The organism is Desulfuromonas sp. AOP6 (genome assembly GCF_009731355.2).
In the GTDB taxonomy this organism is placed as follows: domain Bacteria; phylum Desulfobacterota; class Desulfuromonadia; order Desulfuromonadales; family SZUA-540; genus SZUA-540.
Genome location: NZ_AP022810.1, coordinates 254558 through 273827, shown reverse-complemented (window position 1 = coordinate 273827; position 19270 = coordinate 254558). Strand labels below are relative to the sequence as shown.

Here is a 19270-nt window from a genome sequence, read left to right as displayed (position 1 = left end):
GGGCGTCCATGAACAGAGAGAGAAACCGACAGTACCGTCAACGTATCGATGGGGCCTTGGCCACGCCCAAACTGCAGGAGGCCCTGCACAAGTTTGCCGACGCCTACCTGATCTCGCGCCAGAACGCCTTTGCCGGCCTCGACTTCGAAGCTCTGCGCCGGGACATCGCCGCCATTAAAGATCAGGCCCTGCAGCAGCGCGACGCCCTCCGGCAGCAGTTTACCCGCAACGCCGAAGCCGCTGGCGCCACCGTCTTTTACGCCCGCACGGCGGCCGAGGCCAACGACTACATCGCCCGCCTTGCCCAGGAGCGCCAGGTCAAACTGGCCATCAAGAGCAAGAGCATGGCCAGCGAAGAGATTCATCTCAACCGGGCCCTGGAGAAGGCGGGTGTCGCGGCCGTCGAATCGGATCTAGGCGAGTGGATCATCCAGCTTGCCGGCCAGCGCCCCAGCCACATGGTGATGCCTGCCATCCACATGTTCAAAGAAGAGGTAGCGATACTGTTCAGCCGGGTCACCGGCCAGGCGGAACCTGCCAACATCGAGCATCTGGTGGGGGTCGCCCGTCAGCAGCTGCGGCAGCGCTATTTTGAAGCCGGCATGGGGATCAGCGGCGCCAACCTTGCCGTGGCGGAAACGGGGGGCATCGCCCTGGTGACCAACGAGGGCAACGCCCGTCTGGCCACCACCCTGCCTCCCATCCATGTGGCCCTGGTGGGGGTGGAAAAGCTGGTCGGTACCCTGGAGGACGCCGCCAAAATTATTCGGGTCCTGCCCAAGAACGCCACGGGGCAACTGCTCACCAGCTACGTAACCTGGATCCGCGGCGCCGTCCCCTGCGGGGAGAAGGACAAGGAACTGCACATCGTGCTGCTCGACAACGGCCGCAGCGCCCTGGCTGAATCCCCTCAGTGCCGCGACGCTCTGCGCTGCATCAAGTGCGGCGCCTGCGCCAATGTCTGTCCCGTCTACCAGACCATCGGCGGGCACGTCTTCGGCCACATCTACATCAGCGCCATCGGCATCATCCTCACCGCCTTCTTCCACGGTCTCGACCAGGCCGCCGAACTGGTGCGGGCCTGCATCGGCTGCCGCTCCTGCGTCGCCGTCTGCCCCAGCCACATTGACCTGGAAAACATCATCCTGCATCTGCGCCAGACCCTCGGCGAGGAAGAGGGGATCGGGGCCGGCAAAGCCCTGGTCTTCCGCCGGGTCATGCGCAACCGCCGGCTCTTCCACACCCTCATCCGGGCCGCCAGCCTGCTGCAGAAACCCGTCACCCGCGGCGAGCGCAGCATCCGACATCTGCCCCTGTTCTTTTCGGGCCTCACCGAATGGCGTACCCTACCCGCCATCGCCTCCACCCCCCTGCGCGACCAGTGGCGGGACATTGGGCAACAGGTCGATAAACCCGGCACCAAAGTGGCCTTCTTTGGTGGCTGCGCCAACGATTTCCTCTATCCGGAACTGGGCGCTGACCTCGTAACGGTGCTCAACCACTTCGATGTGCAGGTCAGCTATCCTGAAAAGCAGAACTGCTGCGGCATCCCCGCTCTCTATTCGGGGGACCGGGAGACGGCGGTGGAACTCGCCCGCCAGAACGTGGAGGCCATGCTGGAAGGAGATCCCGACTACGTCGTGACCACCTGCCCCACCTGCACCCTGGCCCTGTGTCGCGACTTCGTCGAACACCTGAAAGACAACCCGGCCTGGGCGCAGAAGGCGGAGAAACTGGCGGCTATAACGATGGATGTGTCGGGTTTTATCGTCAAGGTGCTGGAAGGAGCGGAAAAACTGGCCGGAACGGCCGGGGGGACGGTCACCTACCACGATTCCTGCCACCTCAAGCGGGGGGCTGGCGTCTGGCAGGAGCCGAGAGCGTTGCTGCAGGCCACCGGGGCCGAGCTGCGGGAGATGGACCATGCGGACCGCTGCTGCGGTTTCGGCGGCTCCTATTCCTTCACCAGCCATCCGGCCATCGCCAGAAACATTCTTGGCGACAAGGTGAACGACATTCTCCAGTCCGGGGCCGCCTGTGTGGCCATGGACTGTCCGGGCTGCCTGCTGCAGATCCGCGGCGGTCTGGAAAAGGAGGGGCATGCCGTACGGGCCGTTCACACCATTGAGCTGCTGGCGGAGGCTATCGCCCGCGCTCCTCGTTCCGGCGACTAGCTGAACATACGGCGGAAAAGGCCTTTCTTTTCCTGTTCGCGTTTTTCGGTGATCTCGCGCAGTCCTTTGCGGGCCAGGTTATTGCGGGCGTCGAGCTTGAGCGCTTTGCTGAACTCAGCCTCGGCCAGCAGATCCTGGCCCCCTTCCAGCAGTATCCAGCCCTTGAAGGCATAGGCGGAGGGGACGCGGTCCAAGGTGAGGGCACGATTGAGCGTCTGGCGCACCTTCTCCCGCATGGCGGGGCTGCTGCCGTGCTGCGGATTGCGGTAGATGGACCAGGCCAGGTGCGCCAGGTAGTCGCCATTTTTCGGGGCGATGTTGCAGGCGTCCTGCAGGGCTTTTTCGGCGTTGTCCCACTCTTCCATATCCAGGAACACCTTGCCGGACTGGAACTGGACCTGCGCCTGAAAGATATCATCCCCCTTCTGCCCCAGGCCCACCTTCTCGGAACCCAGCAACTCGTCGTAGCGCTCCTTTTTGATGACATCAGACAGGGTATTGTAGGCCGTGGTCACCGTCGCCAGGATATCCTCCACCATGCCGGCCTCCTCGCCGGCAAGCTGCATCATCGTCTCCGGACCAAATTCCCTGGTCAGTTTGAAATAATGGGTTTTAAGCTGATCAAAGGAAAACTTCCCCTGTTCCATAGCGAATATCTGGTAGTAGTTCTTGCCCTGCATGCCTTCAAACACCTGCCGCACACGCAGAGAAAGATCGCCGATCTCGGGTAGAACCGGCGGAGGCTCTGCAGGCAGCAGCGGTTCGTCATCCCGACTCTCCTCATTCACCAGGTCGGAGAAACTTTCCAGGGGACCATCACCGCCAGGCCCGGTTTCATCTTCCAGCACATTGAACAGAAGACGCAGGGGCATGCCAGCGGGCATTTCCACGGAGAGCGGTTCATGGGCAAAGACCAGCATCCCGAAGGTCTTCAGCAGACGCAACAAGGGAGTGATTCCAGATGCACCCTCCAGGCATGCTGCCATAGTTCTGCTGCCGTCGAGCTGGCTGACAAAACGGCGCTCCTCTTCATTGAGATCGAGAAAGTTGACATGTCGGTAAAACGCGGCAGCAGGCGCAACGAACTGTCCGTACACTTCTTCTGGGAAAGGATTGGCGGTGTCGGGGGCACTGCTGCGCCAATAACCACGGTGGAAGAGGGAAGGCATATTGAGGGTGAAAAGCTGCAGGCCCGGCGACAAAGGAAAGGATCGCTGCTCCACCTTTAATGGTGGCCCGCTGAAAGCTTCGAGCAGTTCACCGGTCAGGTAGGCCAGTTTTTCCTGCAGCAGTTCAGGGTAGCGCAGGCAGCCGAGCTGTACCAGCACATCGCTGCGAAAATGGCCTGCCCCCTGATAGTAGTCATATTCGTTGGCGGAGATGCGGCCATTCTGAAGCAGGTAGTCGCCGAAATCCCGATGCCTGAAGCCCGGCCGCAGGGAAACGGGGGTGCCGGCTATGAAGCTGAGCGTCGCCTTTCGCTTCCCCTCAAAGTGAAAGGTTCCGGAAAACCCCGTACTGAATGCCTGATAGAGATGACGGTCAAAGGGTTCGCCTTCTTCTGGCGCCGCATCCACCTGGACACAGGAAGGAAGCATGTCCTTGACTGCCGCCAGGAGTGCGTTGGCGGAGAAGGGCTTTTCCAGGTAATGGCGCACTCCCAGGCTTTGCGCCGCCCTGGCATAACGCTCCCCGCGATACACCCCCGTGACAATGATGACCGGCAGATCGTTGCCGACAGGGCTTTTCCGCAGTTTTTTGAGAAGATCGACCCCGTGCAGTCGGGGCAAGCGCAGGTCGAGCAGAAGAAGATCGGGAACGCTTCGGCCAATGCGTTGCAGTGTCTCGATGCCATCGGCTGTCCGCTCGGTGGTATAGCCCTCATGTCGCAACAGCGCCTCAACAAAAGCGGCCACGCGGTCATTGTCCTCGGCGATCAGGATTCTTTGGGCCATCGGTTCCCCCGATTCAGACGATATTTTTCAGGTTTTCCTCAACGCTTCAACTGATAGCGCCGCACCGCGTCATTATGCTCACGAAGGGTTTGCGAAAAGACGTGGGTGCCGTCGCCTTTGCCCACAAAGTAGAGGTAATCCACCTCGGCAGGATAAGCGGCCGCGCGCAGGGCCGACTCACCCGGATTAGCGATGGGGCCAGGCGGCAGTCCGACGATGCGGTAGGTGTTGTAGGGACTCCATTCCTCCAGGTGCCGGCGCGTGAGGTTGCCGTCAAAGTCCTTCACGCCGTAAATCACTGTGGGATCGGCCTGCAACCGCATGCCCCGCTGCAGCCGATTATGGAAGACCCCGGCAATGACCGGCATTTCGGCCTCGTTCCCTGCTTCCTTCTGGATGATGGACGCCAGGGTCAGCAACTGATGGACGGACAGTTCTCTGGCCCTGGCCGCCCCGACCAGTTCTTCCGTCAGCCGTAATTTCATCTGCCGCACCATCGCCTGTAGAAGCTGCTTCTCCCCCGTTGTCGCCACCAGGGTATAGGTCTCCGGATAGAGGTAGCCTTCCAGCGTTTCCACCTCCAGCCCGAGAGAATGGATAAAATCTGTATCCCGCGACAATTGGAGGAAGCGAGCGGCATCGCCCCGCCCTTCCGTCGCGAGCTTTTGCGCGATATCCTGAAGGGTCAGCCCCTCCGGCACTGTGAAGCGATACTGGATGACATCTCCCGCCACCAGGCGCGTCAATACCTGGCCAGGGAGCGCCGCTTCCGTAAAGCGGTATTCGCCGGCCTTGACCCGCCCGGCCTCTCCACGCCAGCGGGCCAGCAGGCGCAGGCGCAAGGCGCTGGCCACCACGCCCCTTTCCTCCAGCAGCAAGGCGACCTGGGCAAAAGAACTGCCGGGGCGGACGGAAATCACCTGCGATTCTGCCGGCGCCACCGGTCGTAACATGAAGCGCGCAAAGTCGGCGACCCCATAGATGGCAGGCGACAGCAGCAGGATCAGAACCAGCAGAGCAATGGAGGTCTTTCGCGACATGGTGAACTATACCTCACTCAGGCCCGAAAGCGATTTTCGGTGCCGGCGATCAGGCGCTCGATATTGGCCCGGTGCCGCAGAATAACCATGCCGCCGATAAAGAGGGTAACCAGAAAGAGCGGTGCCGAGCGTTCAAAATAGTAAACGAGCAAAGGACAGGCCGCGGCGGCGCAGACGGAGCCAAGAGAGATGTAGCGCCACTTCCACACCAGAACTACAAAGAGGACGAGAGCGACCAGGACACTTTTGGGCGACAGCACCAGAAAAATGCCCAGGGCCGTGGCGACGCCCTTGCCCCCTTTAAAGCCTATGTAGACGGGATAGAGGTGACCCAGAAAAGTCGCCGCCGCCACCAGAGCCACCGCCCCCGTGGATTCGGGGAAAAGGACCAGGGCCGCGCCAACGGGCAGCACCCCTTTGAGGGTGTCGAGAAGCAGAGTGGCCACCCCCAGCTTGCGACCGGCTACCCGGTAGACGTTGGTGGCCCCGATATTACCGCTGCCGGCCTTGCGGATATCCTCGGTGCCCACGAGCCGGGTCAAGACAATGCCGCAGGGAATGGCACCGATCAAATAGGCCGCCAGCAGAAAAACGACAAGAAGAAACATAGGCTGAAAACCTCGACGGATTCGCCGCACCGGGCAGAATGCCGGAACGGGATCTTTTTAATTATAAACACGCGAATCTTATATCATGGTCCTCTCGAAAAGTCGAACGACTCCGCATCAACGAACGCGGGCAGAACCTTCGAAAGTCCTGCCCGCGTTTATTCCAGTCAGCAAAGGGTGGCTGGTCGCTCTTTAGTGAAAAGCGGCATGATACTCCTGCAGGCTGCGGACGGTCTCCTGACCCTGCCGACAGGCGGCAATCCCCTTGGCGGCGGCCAGGGCCGCGGCCGTGGTGGTAATGTAAGGTACCTTGTAGCGGATGGCGGCCTTGCGGATATAGGAGTCGTCATGGGCGCTGAGCTTGCCGACAGGGGTATTGATTACCAGCTGAATCTCGCCGTTTTTGATGGCATCAGCAATATTGGGGCGCCCTTCGTGCATTTTGTTAATCCGCTCCGCCGCAATCCCCTGCGCGGACAGATAGGCCTGGGTACCGGCGGTGGCGCGGAGGGAAAAACCCAGTTCGGCAAAGACTCGCGCCGCTTCAAGGGCTTCGGCCTTGTCATGCTCAGCCACGGTGATGAGCACCGTCCCCTGCAGGGGCAGCGGCGCATTGGCTCCTTCCTGGGCTTTGAAATAGGCGAGGCCGTAGTTGCCGGCCAGACCCAGCACTTCACCGGTGGAACGCATCTCCGGCCCCAGCACAGGATCTACTTCCGGGAACATGCTGAAGGGGAAGACCGCTTCCTTGACCCCGAAGTGGGAAAATTGCCGCCGTTCGAGCCCCTGCTCGGCGAGTTTTCTGCCCAGCATGGCGGCCACGGCGATGCGCGGCATGGGAATGTTGCAGACCTTGGAAACCAGCGGCACAGTACGACTGGCGCGGGGATTGGCTTCCAGAATGTAGACCTTGTCGTCGGCGATGGCGTACTGGATGTTCATCAGTCCGACCACCCCCATCTCCACGGCGATACGCCGGGTGTATTCCTCGATGGTGGCGATGTGTTTGGCGGAGAGAGAAACCGGCGGAATGACGCAGGCCGAATCGCCGGAATGGACACCGGCCAGCTCGATGTGCTCCATGACCGCCGGCACGAAGGCATCCTTGCCGTCAGCGATGGCGTCGGCTTCGGCCTCAATGGCGTTCTGCAGGAAGCGGTCGATGAGAATGGGGCGCTCGGGGGAAATCTCCACGGCTTTCTGCAGATACTCGCGCAGCATCCCCTCGTCATGGACCACCTCCATGGCCCGGCCACCGAGGACAAAGGAAGGGCGCACGATGAGCGGGTAGCCGATGCGGGTAGCAATCTGCACCGCCTGCTCTTCGGTGGCGGCCATGCCCGACTCGGGCTGGGGAATGCCGAGCTTGATCATGGTCTGGTTGAAGAGGTCGCGGTCCTCGGCCTGGTCGATGGTCTCGGGGCTGGTGCCGAGGATGGGCACTCCCGCCGCTTCCAGTTCCCGGGCGATATTCAGCGGCGTCTGGCCGCCAAACTGCACCACCACCCCTTCGGGCTTCTCTTTCTCGTAGATGGAGAGCACGTCCTCAACGGTCAGCGGTTCGAAGTAGAGCTTGTCCGAGGTGTCGTAGTCGGTCGAGACCGTCTCGGGGTTACAGTTGACCATGATGGTCTCATACCCCGCCTCGCGCAGGGCCAGGGCCGTATGCACGCAGCAGTAGTCGAACTCGATCCCCTGGCCGATGCGGTTGGGGCCGCCGCCCAGCACCATGATCTTCTTGCGGTCGGAGACGGCCACGGAGTCGGGAGCGTTGTAGGTGGAATAATAGTAGGCGGCGTTTTCCACGCCGCTGACGGGCACGGCCTCCCAGGCCTCCACCATCCCCAGAGCGATACGCTTCTCGCGCAGGGTCTTCTCCGGCACGCCGAGGATCTGGGCGAGATAGCGGTCGGCGAAGCCATCTTTCTTGGCCCGTACCAGCAATTCGTCGGGTGGCAGACTCCCCTTGTGCTGCAGGATTTCCTCCTCCAGCTCCACCAGCTCCTTCATCTGCTGCAGGAACCAGGGCTTGATGAAGGTCTTGCCGTAGAGCATGTCGATGTCGGCGCCTTTGCGCAGGGCCTCGTAGAGGATGAACTGGCGCTCGCTGGAAGGTTCGGCCAGCAGTTCGAGCAGCTCGTCGAGGGATTTCTGGTGGAAATTTTTGGCGAAGCCGAGGCCATAGCGACCGTTCTCCAGGGAACGGATCGCCTTATGCAAGGCTTCCTTGTAGTTCTTGCCGATGCTCATGACCTCGCCGACGGCGCGCATCTGGGTGCCGAGCTTGTCATGTACGCCCTTGAATTTCTCAAAAGCCCAGCGGGCAAACTTGACCACCACGTAGTCGCCGGAAGGGGTGTATTTTTCCAGGGTGCCGTCGCGCCAGTAGGGGATCTCGTCGAGAGTGAGACCGGCGGCCAGTTGAGCCGAGACCAGGGCGATAGGAAAGCCCGTCGCCTTGGAGGCCAAAGCCGACGAGCGCGAGGTGCGGGGATTGATCTCGATGACCACCACACGGTCACTTTTGGGATCGTAGGCAAACTGCACGTTGGTGCCGCCGATGACCTCGATGGCGTCGACGATGCGGTAGGCGTAGTCCTGCAGACGCGCCTGCAGGTCGGCGTCGATGGTCAGCATGGGGGCGGTGCAGAAGGAGTCGCCGGTGTGCACGCCGACCGCATCGACGTTCTCGATGAAGCAGACGGTGATCTTCTGGTTTTTGGCGTCGCGCACCACCTCAAGTTCCAGCTCCTCCCAGCCGAGAATCGACTCTTCGATGAGCACCTGGCTCACCGGGCTGGCCGCCAGCCCGCGGCTGACGATGGTCTCGAACTCCTCCAGGTTGTAGGCGAAGCCGCCGCCGGTGCCGCCCATGGTGTAGGCGGGGCGGATGACCACCGGCAGACCGATGCGGCCGATGATCTCCTGGGCCTGCTCCAGGGTGGTGGCAATCTCGCTGCGGGGGGTTTCGATGCCCAGGCCGGCCATGGTTTCCTTGAAGGTCTCCCGGTCTTCGCCGCGCTTGATGGCATCCAGATTGACACCGATGACCCGTACTCCGTACCGGTCAAGAATGCCGCGTCGTGCCAGTTCGCTGGAAAGATTGAGAGCGGTTTGGCCGCCGAGGTTGGGGAGCAGGGCGTCGGGACGCTCTTTTTCGATGATTTCGGTCAGACGCTCCACGTTGAGCGGCTCAATATAGGTGGCATCAGCCATGCCCGGGTCGGTCATGATGGTGGCCGGATTGGAGTTGACCAGCACGATCCGGTAACCGAGCTTGCGTAGAGCCTTGCAGGCCTGGGTGCCGGAATAATCGAACTCACAGGCCTGGCCGATCACGATCGGGCCAGAACCGATAATCAGAACTTTCTTCACATCGTCGCGTTGTGGCATCGGAGTCTCCTGAAATCATTTCATCATCGTTGACGGAATTAATCCCGCAATATGGCAGACTTTACCCTCGGACGCAATCGCCGTCGCAGAAAAAATCGCCCGCTGGTTGAAAAGGGAAAAGAAGGTCAGCTCTCCTTGCCCATATCCCGGTGCAGCTCCTGCCGCAGGCGGTGGGCGATGGGGCCGGCAAGGCCCTGCTTGATGGTGAAGTCGTCAACCCGCACCACCGGCATGACCTCCAGGGAGGTGGAGGTGATGAAGACTTCGTCGGAGAACTTCAGATCCTGCAGGCGGAATTCCCCGGTGATCACGCGCAGGTTGAGCACCTCTTCGCACAGGCGCATGATGGTGGCGCGCGTCACCCCCTCCAACAGACCCGTGGAAACGTCAGGCGTGAAGACCCAGTCGTCCTTGGCCCAGAAGATGTTCGAGGAAGCACCTTCGCAGATATGACCGCGGTTGTTGAGCATAACGACCTCAAAGGCCCCGGCTGCCCGAGCCTCGAGCTTGCCAAGCAGGCTGTTGAGGTTGCTGATGGACTTGATTTTGGGACTGATGGCCTCGGGGGCGTTGCGGCGGGTTTGGGCCACCCGCAGAGGGATGCCCTGCCGGTAGTGGATGGGGTCGAAACCCTTGAATTCCGTCCCCACCACCAGGCAGGTCAAGTCGTTGTTCATGTCGCGCTGAAAGCCGATCTGCCCCTTGCCGCGGGTGATGGTAATACGGTAGTAAGCGTCTTTGAGACCATTCTTCCGGCGCAGCTCCAGCAGGATATCTTCCAGTTGCGCCTGGGTAAAAGTCAGCGGATAACAGAGAGCCTCGGCCGATTGCAGCAGGCGCTGATAGTGTTGGGAGAACTGATAGAGCCGGTCACCGACGGAACGGAAGCTCTCAAAAATGCCATCGCCGTAGAGAAAACCCTGATCGAAGACGGAAACCGTCGCCTGTTCGCTCTCGGTAAAGCGGCCATTGAGATAGACATAACTCATGGAATTCTCCTGCCCGGGAAAGATCGGAATCAGCTGGCATGCAAACCAGCTCCCATTCTAACCTAAAGCAGACAGGCCGCCAACTAGCAGGGTACAAAAAAGGGAGCGCCGCTGGCAACTAGCCAGTAGTTTTATGAGTGGATAGATTATGTACCACTAGATATTGTGTCTTCTCCCTTTTATGAAAAACGCCCTCATGTTTGCCTTCAAGGGGTGTACATAATCTGGTGTTTTTGAGTCTTGGCTATTATTGATAGCCTCTTGAAGACTAAAAAGGCCGATCTCGTTGTTGAGATCGGCCTTTTGTCTTTGTTTTAGCTAGAGTTATTCACCCCAGGTCTTTGCACTTCGATTAATCTTTTTCCGCACCGTCTTCCACTCTCCGTCCACGCAGAATACTGATTCGGGCAAAGCTTTCAGCATTTTCTGATACAGAGACCAGGGGACTGTGAAGGTCAATTCATCGGTCTTCATGTACTTGCGAGCTGATGGGTCAAAGCCTCCGAGTACGGCTTTTTCCTGTCCCTTTTCCTGGTAGTGGAGAGGCCAACCTACAACGTTGGTGCACCCTGCGCCGAATGGAGACACGATGCTGTCAACCTCTCCAGTGGTGAAAGTGGTGTGGGTGAAGAGGCCGCTCAGAACTTCGGGGCGCGCGAAGAAGATCACGAACTCTGGCACTTCATTGTCAGTAAAGAGCGACAGGGGCTTGAAGAGGCAGTATTTAGCCGGGGCCTCACGAGGGTCGACCTTTTCGAGAAATTTTCTCATGGCTTCCGGGGAAGGCAGGTATCGTTCACCATGAATCGGGGTTCCTTCGAAGCCCGTGGTCACGTAGTGCTCAATGAAGCGAAGGTTTGGTTTCATCATGGAGCAATAGAAAGAACCTCCGGGACATCCGTATTCTTCTGTCGAGATATAGGCGGTTCCCTTCTTCTTCCTTGCTAGCCAGATGTTGCCAATAACGCATGAAAAATGTTGAAACACCGCCTGCATGTCAATCTGGCCCTGTTCTTCTAGTTCGCGCGTAATGGGCGGTCCAAGCTTGGGTCCAAAGGCATGATCTGGCTTTGTGTCCGCGTAATAAACCCCGATCGGCTCTTCATCCAAGCCGATATATCCGAGTAAAGTTTTAGTGTCTTCAAGTATTGATTGTTCAATCATAGTGTTTCTCCTTGTTGTTGATAGCATATGCAAAGAGAGAAGGTGCAGCACATTTGGTGATGCCTTCAATCACGTTGTATATGCAACTAATTCGTTAACATTAATCGATGCTTCTTACTTTGACGCCCCCTCCAGGTTCTTTATGATCTTCGTTAAGAGCGACCTTGAAGCAATCATCTCACTCTCGTTCATGCCGAGTTGCGCCTCTTCGTGGATAGACCTAGCAATGATCGCGCACTGCTCTGCCGTTTCTAGGGCTTTTGGCGTCGGCTCTACTAGCCGCTGCCTACTATCTTTTGAGTCTTTGGTCCGTTCAATCCAGCCACGCTTTTCAAGTCCATTCGTTAGCCGACTCACGCTTGACTTCTCAAGGTGAAGCCTCTCCCCAAGATGCCCCTGAGACATAGCCCCCTCGTTAAGAAGTATGATGATGGCTCCCCATTGTTCGGATGTCATGTCGATACCCGAAGCCTTAAGTCTCGCGGCAAGCGTGTTGTTAAGCATTCTGCTTGCAATGCCAGTCAAGTATCCAAGTGATTGATTGTGGTCATAAGAAAAAGTCATATTTTAGTTGTACATGCAACCATACTTCTGAGTCAAGTGAATTTAAGGGGGGCATACCATGCTGAAGGTGAGTAAAAAAGTGTGGCCCGTTAAACAGGCCACACATTGTGAATCTCAGGGGGTGCTGATTACTTTATTTCAGATATTTGCTGAAAAAGGATGTGAGCTTGTCGAATGGGATCAGTTTAACATCGTCGTACAGATCAATGTGGCGTGCCCCGGGGACAATATAAAGCTCTTTCGGCTCTGCGGCCATTTCGTATGCATCTTCGGTGAAGTACCGAGAGTGGGCGTTTTCGCCCATGATGAATAGAATGGGACGCGGGGAGATCGACTTGATCTGGTCCATCAGAGGAAAGTTCATAAAAGACATGGCGCTCGTCTTGGTGAACGCTGCGATGGAGTTCGGGTGGTGCCCACGTTCCATGGCGTAGTACTCAAAGAACTCGCTAGTAATCGGATCGAGGCCCTCCGGAATAGTTTTGGCCGGTTCGCTCGGGAAGGCCGGAGTCAATTCGGGCGATCCGCTATCAACGTCTTTCCAGCGCTGTTCGGCAAGTTGTTCGAGAGTTTGATTTCTCTGCTCATCAGTCATCGAATCTTTCCAGCCCTTGAGCATAAAGCGGCTCATATCGTACATGCTTGCAGTGGCAACCGCCTTGATTCGATGGTCAACCTGGGCCGCAGTAACGGCGAAGGCACCGCTGCCGCACAGACCGATCGCGCCGATCTTGTTTCGGTCAACAAACGGAAGTGTGCCTAAGTAGTCAACGCCTGCACTGAAGTCTTCTACAAAGATGTCGGGCGAGGAAACTCGTCTCGGTTGACCTCCGCTCTCGCCATTGTAGGATTCGTCGAAGGCAATCGTTACAAAGCCTCTCTCTGCAATAGTTTGAGCGTAGATGCCAGCACCCTGCTCCTTGACTCCTCCATAGGGGGTGCCAATGACGATAGCGGGATGTTTCTTGGATTTGTCGAGGCCCTTCGGCAAATACTTGTCGGCAGAAACGGTGATTCCAAAGCGGTTTTTGTAGGAGACCTTTTCGTGGTCTACTTTATCGCTTTTGGCAAACGTCTTGTCCCACCCATTGTTGTCAGCGAGAGCCAGGCCAGGCAGGGTCATGGCCATGCACAAAAATAGGGTCGTAAGTTTTTTTGTAAGATATGTTTTCATCTAAGAACCCCTTTCAGTTCGTTACTTCACAGCTAACTTGAGAATTTCAGCAATCCTCTGCTGGGGATAAAGCTGGTCCATGCCCCAGAGCTTCGCGATGCCGAAAGCATTTTCAGCGATGGGATCAACGGCATCCGCAGCAAGCCCTGCTTGCGCGAAGGTCACCGGGGCACCGATAGCGCTGAACCATTCGGTCAGTTTAGCGATACCGGCATCTGCATCAGATTCACCAAACATCTTCTCTGCGAAACGCTCAAAGCGTTCCGGCATCTGATCTTTGATCGACTTCATCCATGCAGGAAGGACGACGGCGAGACCGGCCCCATGGGGCACGTTGTATAGTCCGCCCATCGCATGCTCAATTATGTGTGTATCAAAAGAGTTGTCTGCAACACCGACAAAGGTGTTTCCATTTAGAGCCATTGTGGAGGCCCACGCAAACTCTGCTCGCGCATCATAATCGGCGGGGTTTTTCATCAACACGCTGGTGGTGCGCATGACGGTTTCCAAGATATTTTCGATCAAGGCGGCGGTGAATTCCGGGAATACCTTGGCGGTAAAATACAGGTCGAGGCAGTGGGCGAAAATGTCGACCGCCGAGTATGCCAGGTAGTCCGGGGTGACAGTGGCCATCAGCTCAGGGTTGATGACTGACACCTTCGGGAAGAGCGAAGGTCCGCCGAGGTTGTACTTTTGCTGAGTTTCTTCGTTGGTCACGACGCCGTAGGGATTCATTTCGCTGCCAGTAGCGGCCAGAGTCATGATGGTGAAAACGGGGATGGCGTCTTCGACGACGGCCTTACCGATGAAGAAATCCCAGACGTCGCCGTCATACTTGGCTCCAGCGGCAATGGCCTTGGCTGAGTCGGCTACCGATCCGCCACCGACGGCAACAATGCCTTGCAGGTTGTTCTCTTTGACGACCTTGACCGCCTCGCGGACCTTGCTGATCACCGGGTTGCTGATGACGCCTCCCAGAGCACTATAGCTGATGCCTTGCTCATCGAGTGATGCGGTAACGCGTCCATAGAGTCCATCCTTTTTGATCCGCTCAGATCCGTAGAGAACCAGAACGCTGCCGACACCAAAGTCTTTGGCGTATTGTCCGATATTAGCTTCTTTCCCTTTGCCGAATTCGATTCTTGTGGGGTTGAAAAAAGTGAAATCTTGCATTTGAGTCTCCTTGTCGTTTTTCTTATTTGTTGATGCCATATTAAACACTTAGGAGATAATATAAAATACATAGACCTATTCAATCTTTGCACAATCCTACAATCGGATCCGTTTTATGTAATTTTTAAACGAATATGGGGTGGCCCAAAGAGGGCCACCCCATCAGGAGTGAGCATATAGTTGTGGTCGGTCAGAGGTCTAGGAATGCTGTCAGTTAAGAGCCCCCACAGCCTCTTGACGCAATTGGGATACATCGCGCAGCGGCGGTGCCCCAAAGAGTCTACCGTACTCGCGACTGAACTGCGATGAACTCTCGTAGCCGACCCGGAAGGCAGCATTCGTCGCATCAAGATTTTCGGCAAGCATTAAACGTCGCGCTTCTTGCAGACGAAGATGCTTCTGATACTGAAGCGGGCTCAAGGAGGTCATTGACCTGAAGTGGCTATGGAAGCTGGACGGGCTCATGTTTGCCATATCCGCCAAATCCTCTACGCGTAACTGCTGCGAGAAGTTCCCCTTAAGCCAATCAATCGCACGAGCAACTTGATGGCTCCTGCTTCCTGCCGATGCAATCTTGCGAAGTCGCGCCCCTTGCTCCCCTGTGAGCAGGCGAAAGAGTATTTCCCTGTGGATCATTGGCGCAAGAATGGGAATGCTCTCGGGTTCATCGAGCAACTTGACGAGTCTCTCGAAGGCGCTAAGCAGGGGCAGTGTGACTTCGCTGGTGGCAATCCCTCTTTCGATTTGCTTGTTACCGGTTGAGGGAAGATTGCTGTCGATCATCAACTGCGACAACTCCTTCATGTCGAATTTCAATACCAGGCCCAAGAATGGCTCTTCGGGGCTAGCTGAAATGACCTGGTACGTCGTTGGAAGATGTACTGAGGCGAGAAGGTAGTTGTTGGCATCGTAGATAAACGACTCGCCTTCCAAGTGGACCCTCTTCGCTCCCTGCGCGACCAGGCAAATGCTCGGCTCATATAGGCCGTAGCTTGGCTCTGTTGGCCCACTGTAGCGATAAAAGGACAAGCCCGGTATTTTGGTGTCCAGCACATCGCAATCATTGGTCCATCGTGCAATATCGCCAAGCAGAGAACCATGACCATGACCCCTGCCTTCAATGGCGCTACTATTGTTAATTGCTTGCTTTTTCATGTGTTTCCTCCGAGATCTAATTACCAGAACTATATCATCAATAATATAATAGCTGAAGAAAAAATATCGATATTGCAGGAATAGGCAATAAGTCGAGAGGAATTGTCTATCTGGCTTTTGTTGTGACGGGTAATATCTACGTAAACAATGACACAGGCTTCGGCGTTTCAAGAAACACCCCTAGAGAGCCATGAAAGGACAGTGAAGATGGAAATAAAACGAAATGGAACACAGCCCTCGATCAAGGGCCCAGCAGAATGGTTTACCGGCACAGTTCGGATCGACCCCCTTTTTCTGGAGGCGGAAGATCCATCACGTGCAACGGGCGCTACCGTGACTTTCGAACCGGGTGGCAGGACTGCATGGCACACCCATCCTGCCGGGCAAACCCTTATCGTTGTCTCAGGTTGTGGACGGGCGCAACGCGACGGCGGACCTGTAGAGGAAATTCGCCCGGGGGACGTTGTCTGGTTCCCACCCGGCGAAAAGCATTGGCACGGCGCTTCTCCCACGACAGCCATGACACACATCGCCATCCAAGAAAAGGTCGATGGCTCATCCGTTGAGTGACTGGAGCATGTCAGCGACGAACAATACAAATAATGGAGATTACAATGAAATACGTATCAAGTTTTTTGGCCACTTGCCTGCTTCTTTCTTCGGTAGCGCTGTCTAGCCCTGCCCTTGCCGCCAACCCTACTCAGGAACTTTTTGCGGCGGGGACACAGAAATCGGTTGCAGGCCCTGAAAACCTGTTCACAGGAGAAGTTCAGGTCGACATGCTGTTCCCTTCTAACGAGACCGCCCATTATTCCGGGGCCTATGTCACCTTTCAACCGGGAGCCAGAACCAACTGGCACCTCCATCCTGCCGGGCAGCACATGGTCGTTACCTCTGGAGTTGGACTAACCGGGACACGGGATGGAAAAGTCGTGACCATTAAGACCGGGGATGCTGTCTGGTGTCCACCTGACATCGATCATTGGCACGGTGCCACTCCCGATTCCCCCATGACCCATCTCGTTTTGACCGGTGTCCTGGATGGCAAGAACGTCATCTTTCTTTTTTTCCGGTGGTCCAGTCTTTCATTGGCCTCTTTGATGTTTGCCAGGATCTCTCCTCGCCGGTCGGCAAAGTTTTTTTGCACCTCCGTCGGAATTTCTGGAAGCCTGATTTCGGCCAGATTCGCGTAGTACATCCGCTTCTTAACGCCGCCAACGCGGTTGAAAGCCACCAATGCAAGGAAGAAATCCGTTCTCAGCATAAGCGCCATAAACTCAGGCAGAAAACCACCTCTTAGCCTCCACACCTGATATTCGGGGCTGGTGATCGCATCCGATGGCACCTCGGGCACGATGCCGAGGGAACCGACATTGGCGCGTGTGGGGTTATGAAAGAACCATCCTTTTTCGATTTTCTTGTAAGGCGCGTTAAACTCCTTACCAAACTGAATGGAACTCAGAAAAACGCCTTCCTTGTTGTTGACCCCATAAATGGGCCATTCCCTTTCCGGCTCACCCCAGGGTCTGATGGTTTCGGTGGCGGGAATCGAAAACCGTTTTAAAGTATCGTTTTTGTGTATATTTCCACATGAAGAACAGATTACTACCAACACTTGTACCAACAATGGGTTTTAAATTTCTAGTGGTACAAAATCTATCCACTCATAAAACTACTGGCTAGCGCTGGCAACGGCCCTCCCTTTTGGTTGTGCAGGTTCAATAAAAACGCTTCAGCTTACTCAGGCGCTTGCGCTCGCGCCGCAGAGCTTCTTTCTGCTTGCGCTTGCGCTTGACGCTGGGTTTCTCATAAAAGCGTTGGGCTTTCATGTCGCGAAACAAGCCTTCCTGCTGAAGTTTGCGCTTCATGACTTTCATGGCTTTGACCAGATTGCCGTCAATGACCTTGATCTCCAAAAGCAACTCTCCTTTCATGTACGATTAAAAGCGCCCGCGTTTACTCGGGCACATTGGGAATCGTCGTCGTCTCCCCCTTGTGATTCCTCAGGGTGTATTCTTTGTCGTTTTTCCCCTGGATGTAATAATCGGGCATCAGGGGAATCTTGCCGATATTGGTGGCGACAACGTGCATCGGCTGAGCCAGACCGGTGGTGTGGCCGCGCAGAGCGTCCCGGATCAGTTGCGAGCCCTTCTCCACAGGAGTGCGGAAGTGGTCGATACCCGGTGCCGCCTCGCAGTAGAAGACGTAGTAGGGACGGATGCGGGTGGCCAGCAGCTTTTCGTGCAGCTCGCGGAAAGTCTCCACGTCGTCGTTGATCCCCTTGAGCAGCACGGCCTGGTTGCCTACGTTGACACCGCAGCTCAGCAAGTTGTACACGGCCCGTGCCGTTTCTTCCGTGAGTTCCCGGGGGTGGTTGCACTGGGTGTTGATCCAGATGGGCACCTTATGAAAGCCGCCAAGTACCTTCATGAGCGAGGGAGTGATGCGCTGCGGCAGCACGATGGGAGTCCGCGTACCGATACGGATCATCTCGACATGGGGAAGCTCGCGCAGCTTGCGGATGAGGTATTCGAGCTGCTCGTCGGAAAGCAGGAAGGGGTCGCCACCAGTAATGAGGACATCACGCACTTCAGGGTGCTCGGCGATCCACTGCAACCCCTCGTCCACGTTGAAGTCGAGGGTCAGGCTGCCGTCCACCACCAGTTCCTTGCGGAAGCAGTGCCGGCAGTAGATGCCGCAGGTCTGGGTGACGGTAAAGGCGACGCGGTTCTTGTACTGGCGGGCAATGCTGTCGGGGCGCACCTCCTCGGTGGCGCGATTTTCCTTCCACATCAGATAATCATCCATACCGAAGCGGTTTTCCTGCTCCTGCCTGGAGGGGATAATCTGGCGGCGGATCGGGCAAGCGGGATCGTCTCGATCCATCAATGAAGCGTAATGCGGCGTCGCTCCCCAGACTGTTTTATTGTTGCGCAGCACCTCTTCTTCTTCCGGGGTGAGATTCACATACTCTTTTACCCGGTCGACGGTGTTGACGAAATTCTTCATCTGGTCCTGCCAGCTACTCACCTCGTCCTCTTTGTGTTTCATGGCCTGGTTTTTCATAGCGTCCTTTCCTGTTGTCGGGATGGCTTTTAAGCAAACAGGGGCCATCCGGCAGCTGAATAACTCGGTACCGGCGCGACTGAAACCATGATTGAGGGGAGAATCCGACCATCGCCCCTTTTAAAAGGAGGCTCCGGAACAGGAGGAACCGACCATCGACACAGGATGATCAGCACAGAGACAGGTCGCGCACAGCACGCGTAAAGAAGATTATTTCTGACGAAGGATGGGGCCACCCGCACCCGGTCTTGAAACGGAACGCTTCAAGCCAGTGCTGCCCCAAAGAGAGAGGGTTCGTTCCGTACAGAACGGGCCTGCACGGTCCACCTCATGAGCGGGTCTAGGGTCGGAACGCCGGGGAACGGCGCCGCCACAGAATCAAAAGGGTAACATAATGAGGCGCGAGGGTCAAATCTGTCCCTTAGCGAGACATCAATAACGCACCCGCAGCTCATCGAGGGTACGATGGATGTCCTCCAGGCCGAAACCCATCTTTTCACAACACATTTCCGAATAGGTCTCGTATTGCTCCACCCTTTCCACCAGCTTGGCCACCAACTCCTCACGGCCGGCAAAATCTTCCGGATGCCGGGCCACCTTCATGAGCAGAGGAACGATGAAGTCCGGCAGCTCACCTTCTTCATGCTGCCTGCGCACCGCCCTAGTCAATTGCTGAAAAATATCCATGGGCTTTCTCCTCTCTGGGGTGTTCTTTTTTATCTTAAACAAGACCACAATTTGAGGCAAATGATCGTTAAGCGGACTTGACTTTAAATTAGAGGCCGCTAAAGTTTTCGCACAGGCACGTTACTTTC

Annotated in this window: 16 protein-coding genes and 1 pseudogene; 3 read left to right on the top strand and 14 right to left on the bottom strand. The window is 56.7% G+C overall.

Annotation, left to right across the window (positions count from 1 at the left end; all coding sequences use genetic code 11):
* Window positions 1-8: 8 nt before the first annotated feature.
* Window positions 9-2174 (top strand): L-lactate dehydrogenase (quinone) large subunit LdhH, encoded by a 2166-nt coding sequence (ldhH, locus tag AOP6_RS01320; RefSeq protein WP_155874841.1) that lies wholly within the window; start codon window positions 9-11, stop codon window positions 2172-2174.
* On the opposite strand, the gene AOP6_RS01315 is transcribed toward ldhH, so the two are convergent.
* The 10 genes from AOP6_RS01315 to AOP6_RS01270 all read right to left on the bottom strand — a co-directional run bounded on the left by AOP6_RS01315 (window position 2171) and on the right by AOP6_RS01270 (window position 15389).
* The gene (locus AOP6_RS01315) at window positions 2171-4129 is read right to left on the bottom strand and encodes a response regulator (RefSeq protein ID WP_155874840.1); all 1959 of its coding nucleotides are present in this window, start codon (window positions 4127-4129) and stop codon (window positions 2171-2173) included. The two genes, ldhH and AOP6_RS01315, sit on opposite strands and share 4 nt — an antisense overlap.
* Window positions 4130-4167: 38 nt before the next feature.
* Window positions 4168-5169: an endolytic transglycosylase MltG gene (gene mltG / locus AOP6_RS01310; protein WP_155874839.1), complete on the bottom strand. Its 1002-nt coding sequence runs from the start codon at window positions 5167-5169 to the stop codon at window positions 4168-4170.
* A 17-nt stretch (window positions 5170-5186) separates the two neighbouring features.
* Window positions 5187-5777, bottom strand: a complete 591-nt coding sequence (plsY, locus tag AOP6_RS01305; protein ID WP_155874838.1) for a glycerol-3-phosphate 1-O-acyltransferase PlsY — start codon at window positions 5775-5777, stop codon at window positions 5187-5189.
* A gap of 192 nt (window positions 5778-5969) precedes the next feature.
* Entirely contained in the window at window positions 5970-9170 is a 3201-nt protein-coding gene (gene carB, locus AOP6_RS01300) for a carbamoyl-phosphate synthase large subunit (protein WP_155874837.1), read from the bottom strand.
* 125 nt (window positions 9171-9295) lie between these two features.
* On the bottom strand, window positions 9296-10159 hold the full coding sequence (locus AOP6_RS01295; protein ID WP_155874836.1) for an aminotransferase class IV: 864 nt from the start codon (window positions 10157-10159) through the stop codon (window positions 9296-9298).
* A gap of 324 nt (window positions 10160-10483) precedes the next feature.
* The gene (locus AOP6_RS01290; RefSeq protein WP_155874835.1) at window positions 10484-11323 is read right to left on the bottom strand and encodes a DUF169 domain-containing protein; all 840 of its coding nucleotides are present in this window, start codon (window positions 11321-11323) and stop codon (window positions 10484-10486) included.
* A 114-nt stretch (window positions 11324-11437) separates the two neighbouring features.
* Complete coding sequence (locus AOP6_RS01285) at window positions 11438-11827, bottom strand: MarR family transcriptional regulator (protein ID WP_213194702.1); 390 nt, start codon at window positions 11825-11827, stop codon at window positions 11438-11440.
* A gap of 193 nt (window positions 11828-12020) precedes the next feature.
* Window positions 12021-13016 carry an alpha/beta hydrolase gene (locus AOP6_RS01280; protein ID WP_346015143.1) on the bottom strand — a complete coding sequence of 332 codons (996 nt, stop codon included), beginning with the start codon at window positions 13014-13016 and terminating at the stop codon, window positions 12021-12023.
* Between the two features lie 66 nt (window positions 13017-13082).
* A complete protein-coding gene (locus AOP6_RS01275) occupies window positions 13083-14234 on the bottom strand; it encodes an iron-containing alcohol dehydrogenase (protein ID WP_155874832.1) in 1152 nt (383 codons plus the stop codon).
* A 210-nt stretch (window positions 14235-14444) separates the two neighbouring features.
* Window positions 14445-15389 (bottom strand): AraC family transcriptional regulator, encoded by a 945-nt coding sequence (locus AOP6_RS01270; RefSeq protein WP_155874831.1) that lies wholly within the window; start codon window positions 15387-15389, stop codon window positions 14445-14447.
* Window positions 15390-15596: 207 nt separating this feature from the next.
* Between AOP6_RS01270 and AOP6_RS01265 the strand changes: the two genes are divergently transcribed.
* Together AOP6_RS01265 and AOP6_RS15365 are read left to right on the top strand one after the other, a co-directional pair.
* Complete coding sequence (locus AOP6_RS01265) at window positions 15597-15959, top strand: cupin domain-containing protein (protein ID WP_155874830.1); 363 nt, start codon at window positions 15597-15599, stop codon at window positions 15957-15959.
* Between the two features lie 44 nt (window positions 15960-16003).
* Window positions 16004-16447: pseudogene (locus AOP6_RS15365) on the top strand (cupin domain-containing protein); the annotation flags it as partial.
* On the opposite strand, the gene AOP6_RS15230 reads toward AOP6_RS15365, so the two are convergent.
* From AOP6_RS15230 to AOP6_RS01245, 4 genes are all read right to left on the bottom strand, one after another.
* On the bottom strand, window positions 16369-17016 hold the full coding sequence (locus tag AOP6_RS15230) for a hypothetical protein (protein ID WP_225897394.1): 648 nt from the start codon (window positions 17014-17016) through the stop codon (window positions 16369-16371). The pseudogene AOP6_RS15365 and the gene AOP6_RS15230 sit on opposite strands and share 79 nt — an antisense overlap.
* Before the next feature lie 91 nt (window positions 17017-17107).
* The gene (gene rpsU, locus AOP6_RS01255) at window positions 17108-17305 is read right to left on the bottom strand and encodes a 30S ribosomal protein S21 (protein WP_155874828.1); all 198 of its coding nucleotides are present in this window, start codon (window positions 17303-17305) and stop codon (window positions 17108-17110) included.
* Window positions 17306-17345: 40 nt separating this feature from the next.
* Window positions 17346-18455, bottom strand: a complete 1110-nt coding sequence (locus AOP6_RS01250; RefSeq protein ID WP_225897322.1) for a KamA family radical SAM protein — start codon at window positions 18453-18455, stop codon at window positions 17346-17348.
* 432 nt (window positions 18456-18887) lie between these two features.
* Entirely contained in the window at window positions 18888-19142 is a 255-nt protein-coding gene (locus tag AOP6_RS01245; RefSeq protein WP_155874827.1) for a GSU3529 family protein, read from the bottom strand.
* Window positions 19143-19270: the final 128 nt, after the last annotated feature.